The sequence below is a fragment of the Pseudoduganella aquatica genome (genome assembly GCF_020865585.1).
GTDB lineage: Bacteria > Pseudomonadota > Gammaproteobacteria > Burkholderiales > Burkholderiaceae_D > Rugamonas > Rugamonas aquatica_A.
Window position 1 is genome coordinate 3471440 of the sequence record NZ_CP086370.1, and the last position, 18445, is coordinate 3489884.

Sequence of the window (18445 nt, forward strand, 5' to 3'; positions counted from 1 at the left end):
CTTACGCAATGCGATTGACCCAGGTTTAACCACGAAGAAGGAAGCACCATGCAATACCGTCAAACCGCCATCCTGCTGCTCGCCCTGTGCGCCGGCAGCGCCGCCGCCGCACCTGTGGACGGCGAGAAGATCTACAAAGCCACCTGCCTGTCCTGCCATGGCGCCGCCGTGCTGGGCGCGCCCAAGCCGGGCGACAAGGCAGCCTGGAAGCCCCGCATCGCCAAGGGCAAGAACGCGCTCTACACCAGCGCCTTGAACGGCGTGAAGATGATGCCGCCGCGCGGCGGCAATCCGGGCCTGAAGGATGACGAAATCAAGGCTGCCGTCGACTACATGGCAGGCCAGAGCAACTAAGCAGGCGCCGCGCGGGCGGCCCGCCGCCCGCGCCGGAGCCGGGAAGGGCAAAATGAACACTGCTTCGGACAAGTCTGCGCATCTGCGCAGCCGGCGCGCCGCGCTGCGCATGCTGTCGGCCGCGCTGGCCGTACCAGCCGGGCTGGCGGGCTGCGGCCCAGCCGCCGGCAATCACCACACCTGGGGCCATGTATTCGGCACCACGGTCAGTATCACCATCCACGGCGCGTCAACGCAGCGCGCGCAGGAACTGGGCGCCGCCGTACTGGCGGAATTCGACCGCCTGCACCACAAATTCCACGCCTGGCAGCCGGGCATGCTGACGGAGCTGAACCAGCGCATCGCGCGCGGCCTGCCGCTGCGCACCGACGCTGAAATGGCGGGGCTGCTGCAGTCCGCCGCGCGGCTGGCGGAACGCTCGGACCATCTTTTCAATCCGGCCATCGGCCACTTGCTGCGGCTCTGGGGTTTCCAGGGCGGCGGCCCGCGCGCCGCGCCGGACCGCGCGGAGCTGCGGCATTGGGTGGCCGCCAATCCGCGCATGTCTGACTTGCGCTTCCACGATACGGCCATCAGCAGCGTGAATCCCGCCGTGCGGTTGGACCTGGGCGGCTACGCCAAGGGCTATGCGCTGGACCGCGCCGCCGCGATACTGCGCGCGGCGCGGGTGGAAGCGGCGCTGGTGAATATCGGCGGCAATGTGCTGGCGATAGGGCAGCCCGGCGGGAGGCCGTGGCAGGTAGGCATACGCAATCCGCGCGCGCCGGCTGCGGCGGGCAATACGCTGTGCACCATTCCGCTATTCGACAACGAAGCGATAGGCACCAGCGGGGACTACGAGCGCTTTGTGCTGGAAGGCGGCCTGCGCAGGCCGCACATCATCGATCCGCGCACCGGCATGCCGGCGCTGGGCACGGCGTCGGTGACGGTGCTGGCCAGCGGCGGCGCGGACGCGGGCCTGCGTTCGGACGGCAATAGCAAGCCGCTGTTCATTGCAGGTGCGCTGAAGTGGGAAAACATGGCGGGCAGGCTGGACCTGCCGCAGGCCTTGCTGGTGGAGGGCGAGGGCGGCATGGCAATGACTTCCGCCATGCGCCGCCGCGTGTCCGGTCTGGCCTGAGACAAGGCCGCAGGGACAAGCCGGCGCGCGGCCGGGCGCGGCCTGTTACGCAGCCTGCGCCGCGTCCGGAATGGCACCGCGCAGGCGCCGGTACAGGCGCAGCGCGTATCCGAGATTGAAAGCCAGCGCCAGGCACGAGGCCAGCATCATGCCCGCTGCGGGGCGCGCCAGCAGCTCAGGCCGTTGGCAGGCGGCCAGCAGCAGCGCTAGCGCGGCCAGGTGCAGGCCGAACTGGCGCTGCGCCCATGCTTCCGGAATGATCTTGCGCACGCCGGGCACCGAGCGGCAGCCGCCGGGCAGCGTGGTTTGCAGGTGATACCACAGCAGGAAGGGCACGATCTGGTACAGCATGCCGTTGATGACGGATAGTCCGAAGCCCGCAAGCAGCAGCACGCCCAGCGTCAGCGGCAGTGCCGGTTCCGCAGCCTCCCACGGCAGCAGCGCCACGAGACAGCCCGCCAGCAAGCTTCCCACGGACGCGTACCAGAATTGGGTTGCGGGTTCGCTGCGCGGGCGCTTGCGGTGCAGCAGCAGCGCGATGGTGACGGCGGCGAACGCCCCGTAGCCCGCGGCGCCGAGCGCCATTGCAGCCTGCGTGAAATGGCGTGCCGGCGTCTCCTCCAGGCGGCTGGCGATGGACACCGCCACCAGCAGCAGGAACAGCCAGGTCGTGAGCCCGCGCGTGAGCCAGTCGGGATAGGTCTCCGTCACCTGGAACATGGGCACCACCTGGTAGGCCACGCCTATCACCATCAGTCCAGCCCAGCCCAGCAAACCCCATATGGCATGCAGGTCGGTCAGCGGTATCAGCGGAAGGGCCCGTAATGCCGCGCCGCCGGGCCAGGCGAACTGGCTGCCAAGCAGCGCGCCCAGCACGGTGGTGACGGCCAGCGCGGCCAGCGCCACGCGGATGGCTGCCATCATGGCGCTGGCGCCGGCGGCGTGCTGCCGCCACAGGCCCACCGCGCAGCGCGCCAGCACCACCAGCAGCGACGGGATCAGCAGCGCCAACGCCAGCGCGAACAGCGCCGGCCGGCCCGACAGAAAGCCCGCCGCCAGCAGCAGCGTGCCCCCGCACAGGCCCGCGTGCACCGTGCGGCCCCAGGCTTGCGGCAGGGCGATGCCGGCCACCGCAGGCAGCAGCTGCAGCAGCGCGCCGATGATGGACATGCTCACGCAGCCCAGCGTGAGCAGATGGGTGGCGGCCAGCATGGCGGGAGTCCAGCGGCTGGCGAAGGCGTCCGCGCCTTGCCACAGCAGCACGGCGGCAGCCAGCGCCGCGAACAGCGGCGCGCAGAGCAGAAAGCGCAGCGGCAGCGACAGCGCGGGGTTGTGTTCGAAATTCAGTGCGCGTTGCATGGCCGCGCTCCGTCAGTCCGCACGCTGCCAAATGCGCAGCACGTAGGCGTCGCTGCTCCAGTCGCCGTGATGGCGGTAGCCGCCGCGCTCCAGCATGCCGAACAGCGGATGCGGTTCGCGGTCCATCTGTACTTGCAGCGCATCGCCGGCCTTGAGCGTATCGAGCGCCTCCATGATGCGCTCCATGGGTTGGGGCGGCGGCAGTCCGCGCAAGTCCAGCGGCACATCCTTGCCGGAAGGGGAATAGGGAGACTGGACAGGCTTGGTGTTCATGGCTTCTTTCCGCAGTAGTGAGTAGGGCGATTGTCACATTCCCGCAAGTCGTTCTTCCTTGATACAGATCAAGGATTACCGCCTTGCCCCCGCGTTACAGTGCGGCAGCACCGCGCCTAGCTGCGGGTTTTTTCACTGACCAAGCGAACACCATGATTCATACTGCTGTACCCGATGCCGCTGCGGCGGGCATCGAGCTGGTTTGCCCTGCGGGCAGTCTGCCCGCGCTCAAAGCCGCCGTGGACAACGGCGCCGACTGTGTCTACCTCGGCTTTCGCGACGCCACCAACGCGCGCAATTTCGCCGGCCTTAATTTCGACGACGCCGCCATCGCGCAAGGCATCGCCTACGCGCACCAGCGCGGCCGCAAAGTGCTGCTGGCCCTGAACACCTATCCCCAGCCCGGCGCCACCGGCTTGTGGCGCGGCGCCATTGCGCGCGCAGCGCAGGCCGGCATCGACGCGGTGATCCTGGCCGATCCGGGGCTGATGCGCTACGCCGCCGACAACTATCCGGACCTGCGCCTGCACCTTTCGGTGCAAGGCTCGGCCACCAATGCCGAGGCGATCAACTTCTACCAGCGCCAGTTCGGCGTGGCGCGCGCCGTGCTGCCGCGCGTGCTGTCGCTGGCACAGGTCGAGCATGTGATTGAAAACACCGGCGTGGAGATCGAGGTATTTGGTTTCGGCAGCCTGTGCGTGATGGTGGAGGGACGCTGCGCGCTGTCTTCCTACGTCACCGGCGAGTCGCCCAATACGCATGGCGTCTGTTCGCCCGCCAAGGCGGTTCGCTGGCAGCAGGCGCCGCAGGGACTGGAGGCGCGCCTGAACGGCGTGCTGATCGACCGCTACCAGGCCGACGAAAACGCCAGCTATCCCACGCTGTGCAAGGGCCGCTTCGACGTCTCTGGAGAGACCTATTACGCTGTGGAGGAACCCACCAGCCTGAATACCCTGGAGCTGCTGCCCAAGCTGCTGGCGATGGGCGTGCGCGCGGTGAAGATTGAAGGACGTCAGCGCAGCCCGGCCTACGTGGCGCAAGTAACGCGCGTGTGGCGCGAGGCGATAGACCAGTGCGGCGCCCAGTCGGCCCGCTATTCGGTCAAACCCGCCTGGATGGCGGAACTGGACAAGGTGGCGGAAGGCCAGCAGCACACGCTGGGCGCCTACCACCGCGCATGGAAATGAAAGGAACAGAATGTTGAAACTCGCACTGGGGCCGCTGCTGTACTACTGGCCCAAGCATACCGTGCAGGCCTTCTACGAGGAAGTGGCCGCAGGTCCGGCCGACATCGTCTACCTGGGCGAGACGGTTTGCTCGCGGCGCCACGAACTGCGCCTGTCCGACTGGCTGGCCATAGCGGCGCGGCTGGAGGCGGCCGGCAAGGAAGTCGTGCTGTCCACGCTGGTGCTGCTTGAATCCAGCGCGGACGTGACGGCGTTGCGCCGCATCGCCGCCAACAACCATTACCCGGTCGAGGCGGGCGACATGGGCGCGGTCAATCTGCTGTGCGGCGCTGATGCCCCCGCCGGCGGTTTCGTGGCCGGGCCGCAGCTCAATGTCTACAACGTGCCCACGCTGGAGCTGCTGCATGGCTTGGGCGCGCGGCGCTGGGTGATGCCGCTGGAGATGGGCCGCTCCGGCCTGGCCTCCATGCAGCAGGGCCGCCCATCCGGCATGCAGACGGAGGTGTTTGCCTATGGCCGCATGCCGCTGGCCTTCTCGGCGCGCTGCTTCACTGCGCGCAACCGCAATCTGCCCAAGGACAATTGTCAGTTCAGCTGCCTGGAACACCCGGACGGCCTGCTGATGCATACGCGCGAACAGCAGCCCTTCCTGGTGCTGAACGGTACGCAGACCCAGTCGGCCCAGCACTACAGCCTGGCGGGGGAGCTGGACGAACTGGCGGACTTGGGCGTGGACGTGGTGCGCATCAGTCCCCAGTCGCAGGGAACGGCGGCGGTGCTGGACGCCTTCGATGCGCTGCGGCGCGGAGCCGAAGCCGCACCCGGCAGCCTGCTGCCGCTGGCGGCGGGCGCGGCCTGCAACGGCTACTGGCACGGCGTGGCCGGCCTGGCGCAGCACCATGCGGAGGCAGCATGAACCGCACGCTTCCGCCGTCATCGCTGCTATCGCCTCCCGCCACGCTGCCGCCCGGCCTGGCGGCCGTGCTGGGCAAGCTGCCGCCGCTGCCGGGCTCCCGCCTGTTCGCCGCCGCGCTCAACCTGGCGCTGCGGCCTTATCTGCCGGACGACGTGCGCGCCAGCATGCTGGGCCGCCGCCTGCGCCTGACCGTCACCGACGCCGCGCTGTCCTTCGATTTTGAATGGCGCGGCGAGCGCTTCGCCGGCATAGCGCGCGGCGGCGCGGCCGACCTGGAAATCGCCGCCAGCGCGCGCGACTTGCTGGCCCTGGCGCGGCGCGAGGAAGATCCGGATACGCTGTTCTTCAGCCGCCGCCTGGCCATGTCGGGCGACACGGAACTGGGACTGCTCGTCAAGAACACGCTCGATGCGATCGACACGCCGCTGCCGGAAGCAGCGCGGCAGGCCGTGCTGGCCTGGCTGCGTGGCCTCGCGCCTGCGCGCACGCGGCGGCCGGGGCATCAGAAGAAGTAATTTCGACCATCAGGAGGGCATCATGAACCACAAGGACGCGGCGCTGCCGCTGGTGTATTCGTGTTCCGGCTGCTCCAGCGCGGCGCAGACAGCCAACGCCGCCGCGCTGGAGCTGGACAGCCGGGGCAGCGCGCAGATGTCCTGCATCGCCGGGGTGGGCGGCGGCGTTGCGCCGCTGGTGCGCCTGGCGCAGTCGGGCCGCACCATCGTCGCCATCGACGGCTGCGCGCTGGCCTGCGCGCGCCAGTGCCTGGCGCAGCACGGCATCGCCCCCACCCATCATGTACTGCTGCCGCAACTGGGCGTAAAGAAGAAGTACCACACCCGCTACGACCCGCAGCAGGTCGCCGAAGTGGTGCAGGCCGTGGAGGCGCTGACCCATCCTGCCCGCCAGACTCTCAAGGAAACCACTGTATGAATCTCTCCACCGCATTGCTGCATGCGCTCAAGGCGCATGGCGCGCGCGAACTGTTTGGCCTGCCGGGCGACTTCGTGCTGCCGTTCTTTCAGCAGGCGGAGCAATCCGCCGCGCTGCCGCTGTACACCCTCAGCCACGAACCCGGAGTCGGCTTCGCCGCCGATGCTGCCGCGCGCTACGGCGGCGGCCTGGGCGTGGCGGTCGTGACTTATGGCGCCGGCGCGCTCAACATGGTCAATGCCGTGGCCGCGTCCTACGCCGAGAAAGTGCCGCTGGTCGTCATCTCCGGCGCCCCCGGCGCGCTGGAGCGCAGTAACGGCTTCCTTCTGCACCACCAGACCCGCAGCCTGGATTCGCAGCTTGCCATCTTCCGCGAGATCACCTGCGACCAGGTGGTGCTGGACAACGCCGCCGACGCCCCGGCGCTGATTGCGCGCGCGCTGGGCAATTGCCTGGCCCAGTCGCGGCCCGTCTATATCGAGCTGCCGCGTGACATGGCGGCGGCGCCGTGCGGGGAAGTGCGCATGGTCGCCCCACGCAAGCCGGACCCGGACGCCGTGCGCGCCTGCGCGGCCGAAGTACTGCGCAGGCTGGGACGGGCCTACCGTCCGCTGCTGCTGGTCGGCATAGAGATACGCCGCTACGGGATAGAACACAAGGTGGCGCAGCTGGCGCGCCTGCTGCGCGTGCCTGTCGCCACCACGATCATGGGGCGCGGTCTGCTTGCAGGGGAGGATGCGCCGCTGCTGGGCACCTACCTCGGCGTGGCGGGCGACCCCGCCGTGACGCGCGCGGTGGAGGAGGCCGATGCGCTGCTGATGCTGGGCGTGCTGCTGTCGGATACCAATTTCGGCGTCTCCGCGCGCAAGATCGATATGCGCGGCAGCATCCAGGCGCTGGACGGCCAGGTGGTGCTGGGCCATCACGTCTATCCGGATATTCCGCTGGAGGCGCTGCTGGACGCCATGCTGGAGGACGGCGTATCGATGGCGCTGCAGGCACCGGAGCCGCAGCGGGTGCGTTATCCGCGCGAGCTGCGGGCCGATGGGGAGCCGGTGGCGCCCATGGATATCGCGCGCGCCGTAAACGACGCGCTGGCCGCCAAGGGCGCCATGCCTGTGGTGTCCGATATCGGGGACTGCTTCTTCACGGCGCTGGATATCGACGGTGGCGGCGGGCTGCTGGCGCCGGGCTATTACGCGACGATGGGCTATGGCGTCCCGGCCGGGCTGGGATTGCAGGCCTCCAGCGGCAAGCGGCCGCTGATACTGGCCGGCGACGGCGCGTTTCAAATGACGGGCTGGGAGCTGGGCAATTGCCAACGCTACGGCTGGGACCCGGTGGTGATCGTGTTTAATAACTGCGGCTGGGAGATGCTGCGCGCGTTCCAGCCGGAGGCGAAGTACAACGACTCGAGCGATTGGAAGTTTGCCGACATGGCGGCCGCGCTGGGCGGCGACGGCTACCGGGTGAACACGCGCGCGCAGCTCAGGCAGGCGCTGGACAAGGCGCTTGCCACGCGCGGACGCTTCCAGCTGATAGAAGCCATGCTGCCGCGCGGCGCGCAGTCCGACACGCTGGCGCGGTTTGTGGCGGGCGTGAAGCGTTTGCAGGCAGCTGCGTGAACGCGCGCATGGCGGGTTACGCCTTCGGCTCACCCGCCCTACGAAATAACGAAGTATCGTAGGGCGGGTTAGCGCAAGGCGCGTAACCCGCCGCAGCGCGTCTGCGCCTAATACGCTTGCCTCAGCATAAAGCGCGGAAACAGCGGCGCCATGCCTGCGGCCAGCACCTCGTCCGGATATCCCGGCGCCGCGCAGCAGTTGAGCGCAGTGTCCCCACAGCCGGTGGCGCGGAACTGCTGCAGCACATAATTCCTTACCCCCATCTCCGCCAGCGTTGCCGCCAGCCGTTCCAGGGACGCAGGCGGCAGCAGCGCCGAATGCGCCGTGGTGCGGCATTCGTAGGACACGCCGCTGGCCAGTATCGCGCGCACGCATTCCTCCGCCTGCCGTCCGCTGCCTGGCACGCCGGTCACCGTAGCGTAGTGTTCGAACGGCGCCTTCACGTCGAACCCCACCCAGTCCAGCAGCGGGAGCACGCGCTTGAGGCGGTCCGGATATATGCAGGCCGTATGCAGCCCCACCTTGAATCCCAGCGCGCGCACCTGGCCGATGGCGGCCGGCAGCGCCGGATCCGTGGTTGGCTCGCCGCCGCTGAAGACCACCGCGTCCAGCAGCCCGGCGCGCGCAGCCAGCCGCTCCAGCAGCCGTGGCCACGAAAGAGGGCTGGTGCGGGGGCGCGCCTGCAGCTCAGGATTATGGCAGTATCCGCAGCGCCAGGCGCATCCCTGCACGAAGACCACGGCGGCCAGCCGGCCGGGATAGTCGGTGGCCGAGAACGGCGTGTAGCCGCCGACGTTCAGCTGTCCGCCGTCCATCCTAGTGCGCCGCCGCTTCGTTGAAGTACTGGCGCTCGTGGAACTCGCCCTGCTTGCCGATGTTGAACGACGATAGCGGACGGTGGTAGCCCATGACGCGGGTCCAGATTTCGCATGGCTGGCGTTCGCTGTCGTCCAGAACAAGGGCGCGGGAGGTGGTGATGATGCCTTTGCTTGCTGCTTGCATGATATGCCTTTACGGTGGGTGGGAAAATCGGGGCCTCAGGCGGCCAGTTTGCGCGCGATCAGTTCATCGTCGCACTTGGGACAGAAGGGATGGCGTCCGCTCAGATAGCCGTGCTTGGGACAGATCGAGAACGTGGGTGTCACCGTGATGTAGGGCAGGCCGAAACGGCTCAGCGAGCGCTGCACCAGCGTGCGGCAGGCGTCCGCGCTGGACAGCGCTTCCGTCATATACAGGTGCAGCACCGTGCCGCCCGTGTATTTGCGTTGCAGCGCGTCCTGCTGTTCCAGCGCCTCGAACGGGTCGTCCGTGTAGCCGACCGGCAGCTGCGAGGAGTTGGTGTAGTAGGGCATGTCCAGCGTGCCCGCCTGCAGGATGTCCGGATAGCGCTTGCGGTCCTCTCGGGCGAAGCGGTAGGTCGTGCCTTCGGCCGGCGTGGCCTCCAGGTTGTACATATGGCCGGTTTCCTCCTGGAAGGCCAGCATGCGGGCGCGCACGTGGTCCAGCAGGCGCAGCGCAAAGTCGCGCCCGCGCACCGAGGTGATGTCGTATTCGTCCCGGCTGAAATTGCGTATCATTTCATTGATGCCGTTCACGCCCAGCGTCGAAAAATGGTTGCGCAGTGTACCCAGATAGCGCTTGGTGTAGGGGAACAGGCCGTTGTCCATATGGCGCTGGATGACCTCGCGCTTGATCTCCAGGCTTTGCTTGCCCAGCTCCAGCAGGTCGTCCAGCGCCGCCAGCAGCGCCGGCTCGTCGCCCCGGTGCAGATGGCCCAGGCGCGCGCAGTTGATGGTGACCACGCCCAGCGACCCGGTCTGCTCGGCCGATCCGAATAGGCCGTTGCCGCGCTTGAGCAGCTCGCGCAGGTCCAGCTGCAGGCGGCAGCACATGGACCGTATCATGTTCGGCTTCAGCTCCGAGTTGATGAAGTTCTGGAAGTAGGGCAGGCCGTAGCGCGCCGTCATTTCGAACAGCAGTTCGGCGTTCGGGCTGTGCCAGTCGAAGTCCGGCGTGATGTTGTAGGTCGGGATGGGGAAGGTGAAGGCGCGGCCCTTGGCGTCGCCCGCCATCATCACTTCGATATAGGCGCGGTTGATCATGTCCATCTCCGCCTGCAGCTCGCCGTAGCTGAACGGCATGGGCTGGCCGGCGATGTGCGGAATCTGATCGCGCAGGTCTTCCGGGCACACCCAGTCGAAGGTCAGGTTCGTGAAGGGCGTCTGCGTGCCCCAGCGCGAGGGCACGTTCAGGTTGTAGATCAGTTCCTGCATGGCCTGGCGGACGGCCGCGTAATCCAGCCCGTCGTTGCGCACATACGGCGCCATATAGGTGTCGAAGGAGCTGAAGGCCTGCGCGCCCGCCCATTCGTTTTGCAGCGTTCCCAGGAAGTTGACGATCTGCCCGATGGCGCTGGACATGTGGCGCGGCGGGCCGGATTCCACCTTGCCCGGCACGCCGTTCAGGCCTTCGGCCAGCAGCGTGCGCAGCGACCATCCGGCGCAGTAGCCGGCCAGCATGTCCAGGTCGTGGATGTGCAGCGCGGCTTCGCGGTGGGCGCGGCCGATGGGCGGCGGGTAGACGTGTTCGAGCCAGTAGTTGGCGATCACCTTGCCCGATACGTTCAGTATCAGGCCGCCCAGCGAGTAGCCCTGGTTGGCGTTGGCGTTCACGCGCCAGTCCTGCCGGTTCAGGTATTCGTTGACGGAGCTGACGACGTCCACCAGCGAGCTGCGGTCCGTGGCCAGGCCGGCGGGTTTGATGTTGTTATGGGGTGCTGCTTGGATCACAGTGCTCTCCTTGGCTACTAAATATGGTGTAGCTTCCAAGATTAGACACTGGATATAGTGTGGTCAACGGTTCCGGCCTGTGTTTTTGCTTTTCTTGATATGGCCGGGATTTGCTCCTACAAACGCCCCAGCAAAGGCCAGGGCTGCTTGCTGATGGCGACGGCGATGATATAGGCCAGGGTGGCCAGGGCGGCCAGAAACGCCGCGCGCTGTCCGGTGTGGGTGCGCGCGCGTTTGAGGGCCAGCGTGCCCAGGACGATGTAGACCACCACGGCGGTGAGCTTGGCGGCCAGCCAGGGCTGGACCAGCGGCGACTGGCCGGTGCTGACGGCGAGCATGAGGGCGCTGGCCAGCAGCAGCGTGTCGATAATCGGTGGCACGGCGCGGGTCCAGCGCCGCGCCGTCCAGCTAGCGCCGTACCACATGCCCGCGCCGCGCAGCACGAACAGGCTGACGCTGGCGCTTGCGCAGGTCACGTGGACCATCTTGAGCATGTGGTATTCCATTAAAACCTCACTCGGGAACGATGAGGAAGTCTATCAGCACCTCGCCCGGCGTGCGCGACACATAAGCGGCGCGCACGCGGGGACCGAACGCCTGGCTGATTTGGTGCAGCAGCGGCACCGGATCGTGGTCGTTACAGAAGCGCATGGTCTCGCCGGGCTGCAGCGCCTGCAGCGCGCCGAAGATGGCGGCGTGGCGGAAGCGCTTCGAGATGCCGCGCGCGTCGAAGGGATAGATGCCGGCGACGGCGGTAGGGGCGGAACAATCGTGAGGCATGGTGAATCTCCTTTTCGGGTGAGGGGTCAGGCTTTTTGAGCGGCGGAATTTGCAGCGGCGTTTGCGGCGGCTGCGGCAGCGCGCGGCTGGCCGGCGCGCAGCAGGCGCCAGGCGAACAGGGCCAGGAACAGCGTGCCGGCGGCGAAGACCACGTCGCCGGGTACGCGCATCCATACCAGGGTTTCCATCAGCGGCGAATGCACCACTTCCGGCGAGCGGGCGAACCACATGCCGGTGCTGATGCTGGCCCAGGCCTGGTAAATGCCGGCGGGCGCCAGCGACAGGAACACCATCATGGCCAGGCCGATGTTCAGGCACCAGAACATCGGCCGCAGCAGGCGGTCCGACCAGGCGGCGCGCTCGCTCATGCCGCGCAGGCAGAACAGCAGCAGGCCTATGCCCAGCATGCCGTACACGCCGAACAGCGCGGCGTGGCCGTGCGCGGCCGTCATGTTCAGGCCCTGCATGTAGTACAACGCGATGGGGGTATTGATGGAGAAGCCCAGCAGGCCCGCGCCCACCGTGTTCCAGAAGCCCACGGCGATAAAGCACAGGATGGACCAGCGGTAGTTCGCCACCCAGGGCGCGGCCTTGCTGCGCTGGTAGTTGCGCCAGGCCTCGATGCCCAGCATGGACAGCGGCACCACTTCCAGCGCCGAGAACATGGCGCCGATGGCGATGACGAAGGTCGGCGTGCCGGTGAAATACAAGTGGTGCAGCGTGCCCAGGATGCCGCCGAACAGGAACACAATGGTCTCCAGCACGATGGCGCTGTTGGCGGCGGCGGCGCGTATCAGGCCCAGGCGCACGAACAGCAGTGCGATAACGGCGGTGGCGAACACTTCGAAGAAGCCCTCAACCCACAGGTGCACCAGCCACCAGCGCCAGTATTCCACCATCGAGTAGTGGGTGCTGCGTCCCCAGGTGAGCGAGGTGGCGTAGAAGCCGCCTATGCACAGCGCGGACAGGAACACCATGACGATCAGCCCACGGCTTTCGGACGGCTTTTTCAGCGCGGGCCACAATGCGCGGCCCAGCAGCGTCACCCAGAACAGCAGGCCCACGAACAGCAGTATCTGCCAGATGCGGCCCATGCTGGTGAATTCCAGGCCCTGGTTGCCCAGCCAGAAGGCGAAAGCGCTGCCCTTGTGCTGCAGGGTGCCCAGCCAGCCGCAGGCGGTGGAACCGGCCACGATGAACAGCAGCGCGTAGAACAGCACGTTCACGCCCAGCTTCTGGAAGCGCGGTTCGTGGCCGGAGATGGCCGGCGCGATATACAGGCCGGTGGCCAGCCAGGCGGTGGCTATCCACAGCACGGCGAACTGGGTGTGGATGGTGCGGCTGACCACGAAGGGCAGCACGTCCGCGAGCGGCAGGCCGAAGAAGCTCTGGCCCTCGACCGCGTAGTGGGCCGTGATCACGCCCATGCCCACTTGCGCCAGGATCAGCGCAATCACCACGAAGAAGTATTTGCGGGTGGCGCGCATGGACGGCGTGGCCGCCAGCTTGAACAGGGGATCGGCCTTGGGCGCGGCCGGATCGGCCTCCTCGCTGCTGCGCGCATGGAACATGATCATGGCGGCGATGGCGCCCAGCATGAGCACGATGCTGGCGATCGACCAGATGCCGGCGCCCGCTCCGGGACGGTTGCCCACCAGCGGTTCGTGCGGCCAGTTGCTGGTGTAGCTCAGACCCGCTTCGCCGGGACGGTCGGTGGCGGCCGCCCAGGAGGACCAGAACACGAAGGCGGGCAGCGCCGCCAGTTCGGCCGGATTGGTGACGGAGTTGGCCGTCATGGCGTACTGGGTGCGCAGCGCGTCCAGCGAGCGCTCGTCGCCGAACAGGCCGGTGTAGTGGCGCGCCACTTCCCGCACCGCTTCGGCGCGGTCCGTGGACAGCACGATGGCGCCGCGCGCCGCGTCATAGGTATTGCGGCGCATTTCCTCCTGCACGCGCGCGTCCAGCGCGGCTTGCGCGGGCTTGGCCAGCGTGTCGTAGGATGCGCCGTGTTCGCGCAAGGCCCAGATCTGGCGCAGCGCCAGCGCTTCCCGGTGCAGCCAGTCGGCCGACCAGTCCGGCGCCACGTAGCTGCCGTGGCCCCAGACGGTGCCCAGCTGCTGGCCGCCGGCCGCCAGCCAGGCCTGCTGGCCGCGCTGCACCTGGCCTTCGGTATAGAGCACCTTGCCCTCGGTGCTGATGATTTGTTGCGGAATGGGCGGGGCGGCCAGGTAAATCTCGGCGCCCACCCAGCCCAGGACGGCAAAGGACAGGGCGCAGATGACTGCGAGCCAGGTCCATAGTTTGCGCGTGGCGTGCATGGTATCTCCTTGGAGTGGTTGATTGGAACAGGGCGATTCTTAGCCACTTGGCATAAACACGCAAAATAAATACAGCTTTTCTTGATCTGGCTTATGTCAGGCTGCGGCGGGCGGAGGAATAATGGCGGCATACCAACCGGAGCTTCGCCATGAAACTGAGCGCCTATACCGACTACACCCTGCGCACGCTGATCTTCCTGGCGGGCCGCGCGGGCCGGCCCGCCACCATCCTGGACATCGCCGAGCTGCACGGCCTGTCGCGCCACCACCTGGGAAAAGTGGTGATGGACCTGGCGCGGGACGGCCTGGTGCGCACCACGCGCGGACGCGGCGGCGGCATCGTGCTGGGGCGGGAGCCCGAGCGCATCAACATCGGCGCCGTGGTGCGCGGCACCGAGACCGGCTTCGACATGGCGGCCTGCTTCAACGCCACGGACCGCGTCTGCGCGCACCAGGGCTGCTGCGGACTGAAGGCGGTGCTGGAAGCGGCCACCGCTGCCTACCTGGCGCGGCTGGACGCGCTCTCGTTGGCCGACCTTGCGCCCGGCCCCGCACTAGTTATTTCGGACGATGACTATAGCCTTTTTGCCTTGGGCGGATAACCCTCCGGCCAATATCGGCGCGGTCCGCCGCCGCGTACCCTGACGTCATCCGATAGTCTGTCAGGGAGAAGCAAAGTGGCAATCAATAACAAGGGGAGTACAGCGGTCCGCGTCCTCGCCAGCAGCACGTTCGCATTCACCATCTGCTTTGCGGTGTGGATGATGTTCGCGGTGCTGGGCATCCCCATCAAGAAGTCTCTGGGCCTCAATGAAACCCAGTTTGGCCTGCTGGCCGCCATGCCGGTGCTCAGCGGCTCGCTGGTGCGGGTGCCGCTCGGCATCTGGTGCGACCGCTACGGCGGCCGCATCGTGTTCTTCCTGCTGATGCTGGCCACCGTGCCCGCCATCTATCTGATCGGCCTGGCCACCGCCTACTGGCAGTTCCTGGCCCTGGGCCTGTTCGTCGGCCTGGCCGGCGGCTCGTTCTCGGTCGGCACGCCCTACGTGGCGCGCTGGTTCCCGAAAGAGCGGCGCGGCCTGGCCATGGGCATTTTCGGCGCGGGCAATTCCGGCTCGGCGCTCACCAAGTTTGTGGCCCCGGCCATCATCGCGGCCTGGGGCTGGCAAGCGCTGCCCACCGTGTACGCGGCCGCCATGCTGCTGACGGCCATCGCATTCTGGCTGTTCAGCGCCACCGATCCCTCGCACAACGTGGCCGGCACCGTCAGCTTCGCCGAGCAGATGAAAGTGCTGAAGGACAGGCGCGTGTGGCGCTACTGCCAGTACTACTCGGTGGTGTTCGGCGGCTATGTGGGCCTGGCGCTGTGGATGACCAAATACTATGTGGCCGAATACGGTTTCGACCTGAAACTGGCGGCGCTGCTGGCGGCCTGCTTCTCGCTGCCGGGCGGCGTGCTGCGCGCGCTGGGCGGCTGGATCTCGGACCGCTACGGCGCCTATAAAGTCACCTGGTCGGTCATGTGGGTGTGCTGGGTGTGCTTCTTCCTGCTGTCCTATCCGCCCACGTCCATGGTCGTCAAGACCGTCAACGGCCCGCTGCAAATGGACCTGGCGCTCACGCCGTGGATGTTCACCGGCCTGCTGTTCATCGTCGGCATCGCCATGGCGGTCGGCAAAGCCTCGGTATTCAAATTCATCGGCGACGAATTCGCCGACAACATCGGCGCCGTGTCCGGCGTGGTCGGCCTGGCCGGCGGCCTGGGCGGCTTTGTGCTGCCGATTATGTTCGGCGCGCTGCTGGATCTGACCGGCGTGCGTTCGAGCGCCTTCATGCTGCTGTACGGCACCGTGTGCGTGTCGCTGGTGTCCATGCACTTCTCGTTCGGACGCGCCGGCAGTCCGGCCGCCGCCAACCCACCTTTAGCCCAAGCCGCTTAATCCTCGTTTTCAGGAGATATCATGAGCAAATACCTAATCAATACCTGGGAGCCCGAAACCCCCACATTCTGGCGCGCCGGCGGGCGCGACACCGCCAACCGCAACCTGTGGATCTCCATTCCCGCGCTGGCGCTGGCCTTTGCGGTGTGGATGGTGTGGAGCGTGGTGGTGGTCAACCTGCCCGCCATCGGCTTCCAGTACAGCACCAACCAGCTGTTCTGGCTGACCGCGCTGCCCGGCCTGTCCGGCGCCACGCTGCGCATCTTCTACTCCTTCATGGTGCCCATCTTCGGCGGGCGCAAATGGACCACCATCTCCACCGCCTCGCTGCTGATACCGGCCATCGGCATCGGCTACGCGGTGCAGGACGTGAACACCGGCTTCCCGACCATGCTGGTCCTGGCGCTGCTGTGCGGCTTCGGCGGCGGCAACTTCGCCTCGTCGATGGCCAACATCAGCTTTTTCTTCCCCAAGGCGCAGAAGGGCTATGCGCTGGGCATGAACGCGGGCCTGGGCAACCTGGGCGTGTCGGCGGTGCAGTTCGTGGTGCCGCTGGTGATCACCATGGGCGTGTTCGGCACGCTGGGCGGCGAACCGCAAACCGCCGTCAAGGCCGGCCAGACCACCACGCTGTGGCTGCAGAACGCAGGCTTCATCTGGGTGCCTTTCATCGCCGTCAGCAGCCTGCTGGCGTGGTTCGGCATGAACGACCTGGCCTCGGCCAAGGCTTCCTTCGCCGACCAGGCGGTGATCTTCAAGCGCAAGCACAACTGGCTGATGTGCTGGCTCTACACCGGCAGCTTTGGTTCCTTCATTGGCTATTCGGCCGGCTTCCCGCTGCTGATCAAGACCCAGTTCCCGGACGTGAATCCCCTGCAGTACGCCTTCCTCGGCCCCCTGGTGGGCGCGCTGGCGCGCGTGGCGGGCGGCATCATCGCCGACAAGCTGGGCGGCGCCCGCGTGACCGTGTGGACCTTCGCAGGCATGATACTGGCTGTCTTCGGCGTGCTGCAGTTCCTGCCGCATGACGGCGTGGCCGGCAGCTTCAACGGCTTCTTCTGGATGTTCATGCTGCTGTTCGCCGGCACCGGCGTGGGCAACGCCTCCACCTTCCGCATGATACCGGTGATCTTCCTCACCGAGCGCCAGCGCGCGGCGGCGGGCCAGCCCAAGGCAGTGCAGGAGCAGGCCATCATCGACGCCAACAAGGAAGGCGCTGCGGTGCTGGGCTTCACCTCGGCCGTGGCCGCGTATGGCGCCTTCTTCATCCCGAAAAGCTACGGCACCTCGATCGCCCTGACCGGCGGCCCCGGCGCCGCGCTGTGGTGCTTCATCGGCTTCTACGTCAGCTGCATCGCGCTGACCTGGTGGTGCTACGCGCGCAAAAATGCGGCCATGCCATGCTGAACGCCAGGACAATCCCGATTGCGCCGTCGGTGGAGTTCGACGCGGAGCTGGTGCGCCGCCTCAGCCAGTCCGGCCCGCGCTACACCTCCTATCCGAGCGCGGACCGCTTCTCGTCCGGCTTCGGCGAGGAGGACTACCGCGGCGCGGTGGCCGGACGCCGAGAGGCGCTGGCCGGCGGCCCGGCGCGCGGCCTGTCGCTGTATGTGCACATTCCGTTCTGCCAGTCGCTGTGCTACTACTGCGGCTGCAACAAGATCATCACGCAGGACCGCAGCAAGGCGGTGCAGTACCTGGACTACCTGGAACGCGAGACCGCCATGCAGGGCGCCCTGTTCGCGGGCATGAACCGCGTGCAGCAGCTGCATTTCGGCGGCGGCACGCCCACCTATCTGGACGACGCGCAGATGGACGGCTTGCTGGCCTCCCTGCGCAGCCATTTCGACTTCGCCTCCGATGAGGACGGCGAGTTCTCGGTCGAGATCGACCCGCGCACCGTCACGCCGGAGCGCATGCACGTGCTGCGGCGGCAGGGTTTCAACCGCGTGAGCCTGGGCATCCAGGACTTCGACCCGGCGGTGCAGCGCGCCGTCAACCGCATCCAGCCCTACGAGCAGACTGCAGCCGTGCTGGATTCGGCGCGGGCGGCGGGCTTCCGCTCCGTCAGCGTGGACCTGATCTACGGCCTGCCGTGCCAGAGCCCTGCCAGCATCACCGTCACGCTGGGGCAGGTGATCGCCATGCTGCCGGACCGGATAGCCCTGTACAACTACGCGCATCTGCCGCACCTGTTCAAGTCCCAGAACCTGATCGACGCGGCGTCCCTGCCGGACCCGGAAACCAAGCTCGCCATGCTGGCCCTGTGCATAGAACGCCTTACGGCGGCGGGCTACATCTACATCGGCATGGACCATTTCGCGCTGCCGGAGGACGACCTGGCGCGCAGCCAGCGTGAAGGGCGGCTGCACCGCAACTTCCAGGGCTATTCCACCCACGCCGAGAGCGACATGGTGGCGCTGGGCGTATCGGCCATCAGCGCGGTGGGCGGCTGCTACAGCCAGAACGAAAAATCGCTGCAGGCCTACTACGCGCGGCTGGACCAGGGCCGGCTGCCGGTGGCGCGCGGCGTGACGCTGGACGCGGACGATGTGCTGCGCCGCACCGCGATAGGAAAACTGATGTGCGATTTCGAACTCGATTTCGCCTCGCTCGATGCGCTGGCCGGGCCGGGCGGCGCGGCGGCCTATTTCGCGCCCGAGCTGGAGCGCCTGCGCCCGCTGGAGGAGCAGGGCTTGCTGTGCCTGGGCAGCAAGGGCGTGAAAGTGAAGCTGCGCGGGCGCCTGCTGATACGCAATATCTGCATGGTGTTCGACCGCTACCTGCATCAACAGGCCGAGACCGGCCCGCCGCCGAGGCGGTATTCCGCGACCATCTGAGCCGCGCTGGA

19 protein-coding genes are annotated in these 18445 nt (G+C 67.3%); 11 read left to right on the forward strand and 8 right to left on the reverse strand.

The annotated features are described in order from the left end of the window. Positions 1-48: 48 nt before the first annotated feature. A complete protein-coding gene (locus KT882_RS15520) occupies positions 49-354 on the forward strand; it encodes a c-type cytochrome (protein ID WP_161074459.1) in 306 nt (101 codons plus the stop codon). 52 nt (positions 355-406) lie between these two features. Next, entirely contained in the window at positions 407-1474 is a 1068-nt protein-coding gene (locus tag KT882_RS15525) for an FAD:protein FMN transferase (protein WP_228892431.1), read from the forward strand. A gap of 45 nt (positions 1475-1519) precedes the next feature. On the opposite strand, the gene KT882_RS15530 is transcribed toward KT882_RS15525, so the two are convergent. Both KT882_RS15530 and KT882_RS15535 read right to left on the reverse strand, forming a co-directional pair. Further along, positions 1520-2833 carry a permease gene (locus KT882_RS15530; protein ID WP_228892432.1) on the reverse strand — a complete coding sequence of 438 codons (1314 nt, stop codon included), beginning with the start codon at positions 2831-2833 and terminating at the stop codon, positions 1520-1522. A 12-nt stretch (positions 2834-2845) separates the two neighbouring features. Further along, positions 2846-3106, reverse strand: a complete 261-nt coding sequence (locus KT882_RS15535) for a DUF2249 domain-containing protein (RefSeq protein ID WP_161074457.1) — start codon at positions 3104-3106, stop codon at positions 2846-2848. Between the two features lie 152 nt (positions 3107-3258). Between KT882_RS15535 and ubiU the strand changes: the two genes are divergently transcribed. From ubiU to ipdC, 5 genes are read left to right on the forward strand one after another with little or no spacing between them, the layout of a single operon-like run. Continuing rightward, positions 3259-4293, forward strand: coding sequence for a ubiquinone anaerobic biosynthesis protein UbiU (ubiU, locus tag KT882_RS15540; protein WP_161074456.1), 1035 nt, complete (start codon positions 3259-3261; stop codon positions 4291-4293). A gap of 10 nt (positions 4294-4303) precedes the next feature. After that, positions 4304-5209 (forward strand): U32 family peptidase, encoded by a 906-nt coding sequence (locus KT882_RS15545; protein WP_228892433.1) that lies wholly within the window; start codon positions 4304-4306, stop codon positions 5207-5209. Further along, a complete protein-coding gene (gene ubiT / locus KT882_RS15550; protein ID WP_161074454.1) occupies positions 5206-5724 on the forward strand; it encodes a ubiquinone anaerobic biosynthesis accessory factor UbiT in 519 nt (172 codons plus the stop codon). The genes KT882_RS15545 and ubiT overlap by 4 nt, the downstream gene beginning before the upstream one ends. Before the next feature lie 22 nt (positions 5725-5746). Next, positions 5747-6142, forward strand: coding sequence for a putative zinc-binding protein (locus tag KT882_RS15555; protein ID WP_161074453.1), 396 nt, complete (start codon positions 5747-5749; stop codon positions 6140-6142). Then, a complete protein-coding gene (gene ipdC / locus KT882_RS15560) occupies positions 6139-7767 on the forward strand; it encodes an indolepyruvate/phenylpyruvate decarboxylase (protein ID WP_228892434.1) in 1629 nt (542 codons plus the stop codon). Before KT882_RS15555 ends, ipdC begins: the two co-directional genes overlap by 4 nt. A gap of 107 nt (positions 7768-7874) precedes the next feature. Here the strand turns inward: ipdC and KT882_RS15565 are convergent, their stop codons facing one another. The 6 genes from KT882_RS15565 to KT882_RS15590 form a co-directional block, all read right to left on the reverse strand. Then, on the reverse strand, positions 7875-8582 hold the full coding sequence (locus KT882_RS15565; RefSeq protein ID WP_161074451.1) for an anaerobic ribonucleoside-triphosphate reductase activating protein: 708 nt from the start codon (positions 8580-8582) through the stop codon (positions 7875-7877). 1 nt (position 8583) lies between these two features. Then, positions 8584-8769 carry an anaerobic ribonucleoside-triphosphate reductase gene (gene nrdD / locus KT882_RS15570; RefSeq protein WP_161074450.1) on the reverse strand — a complete coding sequence of 62 codons (186 nt, stop codon included), beginning with the start codon at positions 8767-8769 and terminating at the stop codon, positions 8584-8586. 35 nt (positions 8770-8804) lie between these two features. Next, a complete protein-coding gene (locus KT882_RS15575) occupies positions 8805-10553 on the reverse strand; it encodes a ribonucleoside triphosphate reductase (protein ID WP_161074487.1) in 1749 nt (582 codons plus the stop codon). Between the two features lie 119 nt (positions 10554-10672). Next, positions 10673-11050: a SirB2 family protein gene (locus KT882_RS15580; RefSeq protein ID WP_228892435.1), complete on the reverse strand. Its 378-nt coding sequence runs from the start codon at positions 11048-11050 to the stop codon at positions 10673-10675. 19 nt (positions 11051-11069) lie between these two features. Continuing rightward, on the reverse strand, positions 11070-11336 hold the full coding sequence (locus KT882_RS15585; RefSeq protein ID WP_161074448.1) for a DUF2249 domain-containing protein: 267 nt from the start codon (positions 11334-11336) through the stop codon (positions 11070-11072). Positions 11337-11362: 26 nt separating this feature from the next. Next, entirely contained in the window at positions 11363-13654 is a 2292-nt protein-coding gene (locus KT882_RS15590) for a nitric-oxide reductase large subunit (protein WP_161074447.1), read from the reverse strand. Positions 13655-13803: 149 nt separating this feature from the next. Here KT882_RS15590 and KT882_RS15595 point away from each other — a divergent pair, with 149 nt between their 5' ends. The 4 genes from KT882_RS15595 (at position 13804) to hemN (ending at position 18434) form a co-directional block, all read left to right on the forward strand. Further along, the gene (locus KT882_RS15595) at positions 13804-14256 is read left to right on the forward strand and encodes an RrF2 family transcriptional regulator (RefSeq protein WP_161074446.1); all 453 of its coding nucleotides are present in this window, start codon (positions 13804-13806) and stop codon (positions 14254-14256) included. A gap of 75 nt (positions 14257-14331) precedes the next feature. Then, on the forward strand, positions 14332-15594 hold the full coding sequence (locus tag KT882_RS15600; RefSeq protein WP_161074445.1) for an MFS transporter: 1263 nt from the start codon (positions 14332-14334) through the stop codon (positions 15592-15594). Between the two features lie 21 nt (positions 15595-15615). Further along, positions 15616-17001: a NarK family nitrate/nitrite MFS transporter gene (locus KT882_RS15605; RefSeq protein WP_228892436.1), complete on the forward strand. Its 1386-nt coding sequence runs from the start codon at positions 15616-15618 to the stop codon at positions 16999-17001. Further along, positions 16995-18434: an oxygen-independent coproporphyrinogen III oxidase gene (gene hemN, locus KT882_RS15610; RefSeq protein WP_161074443.1), complete on the forward strand. Its 1440-nt coding sequence runs from the start codon at positions 16995-16997 to the stop codon at positions 18432-18434. The genes KT882_RS15605 and hemN overlap by 7 nt, the downstream gene beginning before the upstream one ends. The last annotated feature ends 11 nt before the right edge of the window (positions 18435-18445 follow it).

Bases quoted from the DNA above. Each gene is read 5' to 3' on its own strand.
- KT882_RS15530 (WP_228892432.1), bottom strand. From the start codon at position 2,833: ATGCAACGCGCACTGAATTTCGAACACAACCCCGCGCTGTCGCTGCCG.
- nrdD (WP_161074450.1), bottom strand. From the start codon at position 8,769: ATGCAAGCAGCAAGCAAAGGCATCATCACCACCTCCCGCGCCCTTGTT.
- hemN (WP_161074443.1), top strand. From the start codon at position 16,995: ATGCTGAACGCCAGGACAATCCCGATTGCGCCGTCGGTGGAGTTCGAC.
- KT882_RS15590 (WP_161074447.1), bottom strand. From the start codon at position 13,654: ATGCACGCCACGCGCAAACTATGGACCTGGCTCGCAGTCATCTGCGCC.
- KT882_RS15565 (WP_161074451.1), bottom strand. From the start codon at position 8,582: ATGGACGGCGGACAGCTGAACGTCGGCGGCTACACGCCGTTCTCGGCC.
- ubiU (WP_161074456.1), top strand. From the start codon at position 3,259: ATGATTCATACTGCTGTACCCGATGCCGCTGCGGCGGGCATCGAGCTG.
- ubiT (WP_161074454.1), top strand. From the start codon at position 5,206: ATGAACCGCACGCTTCCGCCGTCATCGCTGCTATCGCCTCCCGCCACG.
- KT882_RS15585 (WP_161074448.1), bottom strand. From the start codon at position 11,336: ATGCCTCACGATTGTTCCGCCCCTACCGCCGTCGCCGGCATCTATCCC.
- KT882_RS15525 (WP_228892431.1), top strand. From the start codon at position 407: ATGAACACTGCTTCGGACAAGTCTGCGCATCTGCGCAGCCGGCGCGCC.
- KT882_RS15595 (WP_161074446.1), top strand. From the start codon at position 13,804: ATGAAACTGAGCGCCTATACCGACTACACCCTGCGCACGCTGATCTTC.
- KT882_RS15580 (WP_228892435.1), bottom strand. From the start codon at position 11,050: ATGCTCAAGATGGTCCACGTGACCTGCGCAAGCGCCAGCGTCAGCCTG.
- KT882_RS15605 (WP_228892436.1), top strand. From the start codon at position 15,616: ATGAGCAAATACCTAATCAATACCTGGGAGCCCGAAACCCCCACATTC.
- ipdC (WP_228892434.1), top strand. From the start codon at position 6,139: ATGAATCTCTCCACCGCATTGCTGCATGCGCTCAAGGCGCATGGCGCG.
- KT882_RS15555 (WP_161074453.1), top strand. From the start codon at position 5,747: ATGAACCACAAGGACGCGGCGCTGCCGCTGGTGTATTCGTGTTCCGGC.
- KT882_RS15545 (WP_228892433.1), top strand. From the start codon at position 4,304: ATGTTGAAACTCGCACTGGGGCCGCTGCTGTACTACTGGCCCAAGCAT.
- KT882_RS15535 (WP_161074457.1), bottom strand. From the start codon at position 3,106: ATGAACACCAAGCCTGTCCAGTCTCCCTATTCCCCTTCCGGCAAGGAT.
- KT882_RS15520 (WP_161074459.1), top strand. From the start codon at position 49: ATGCAATACCGTCAAACCGCCATCCTGCTGCTCGCCCTGTGCGCCGGC.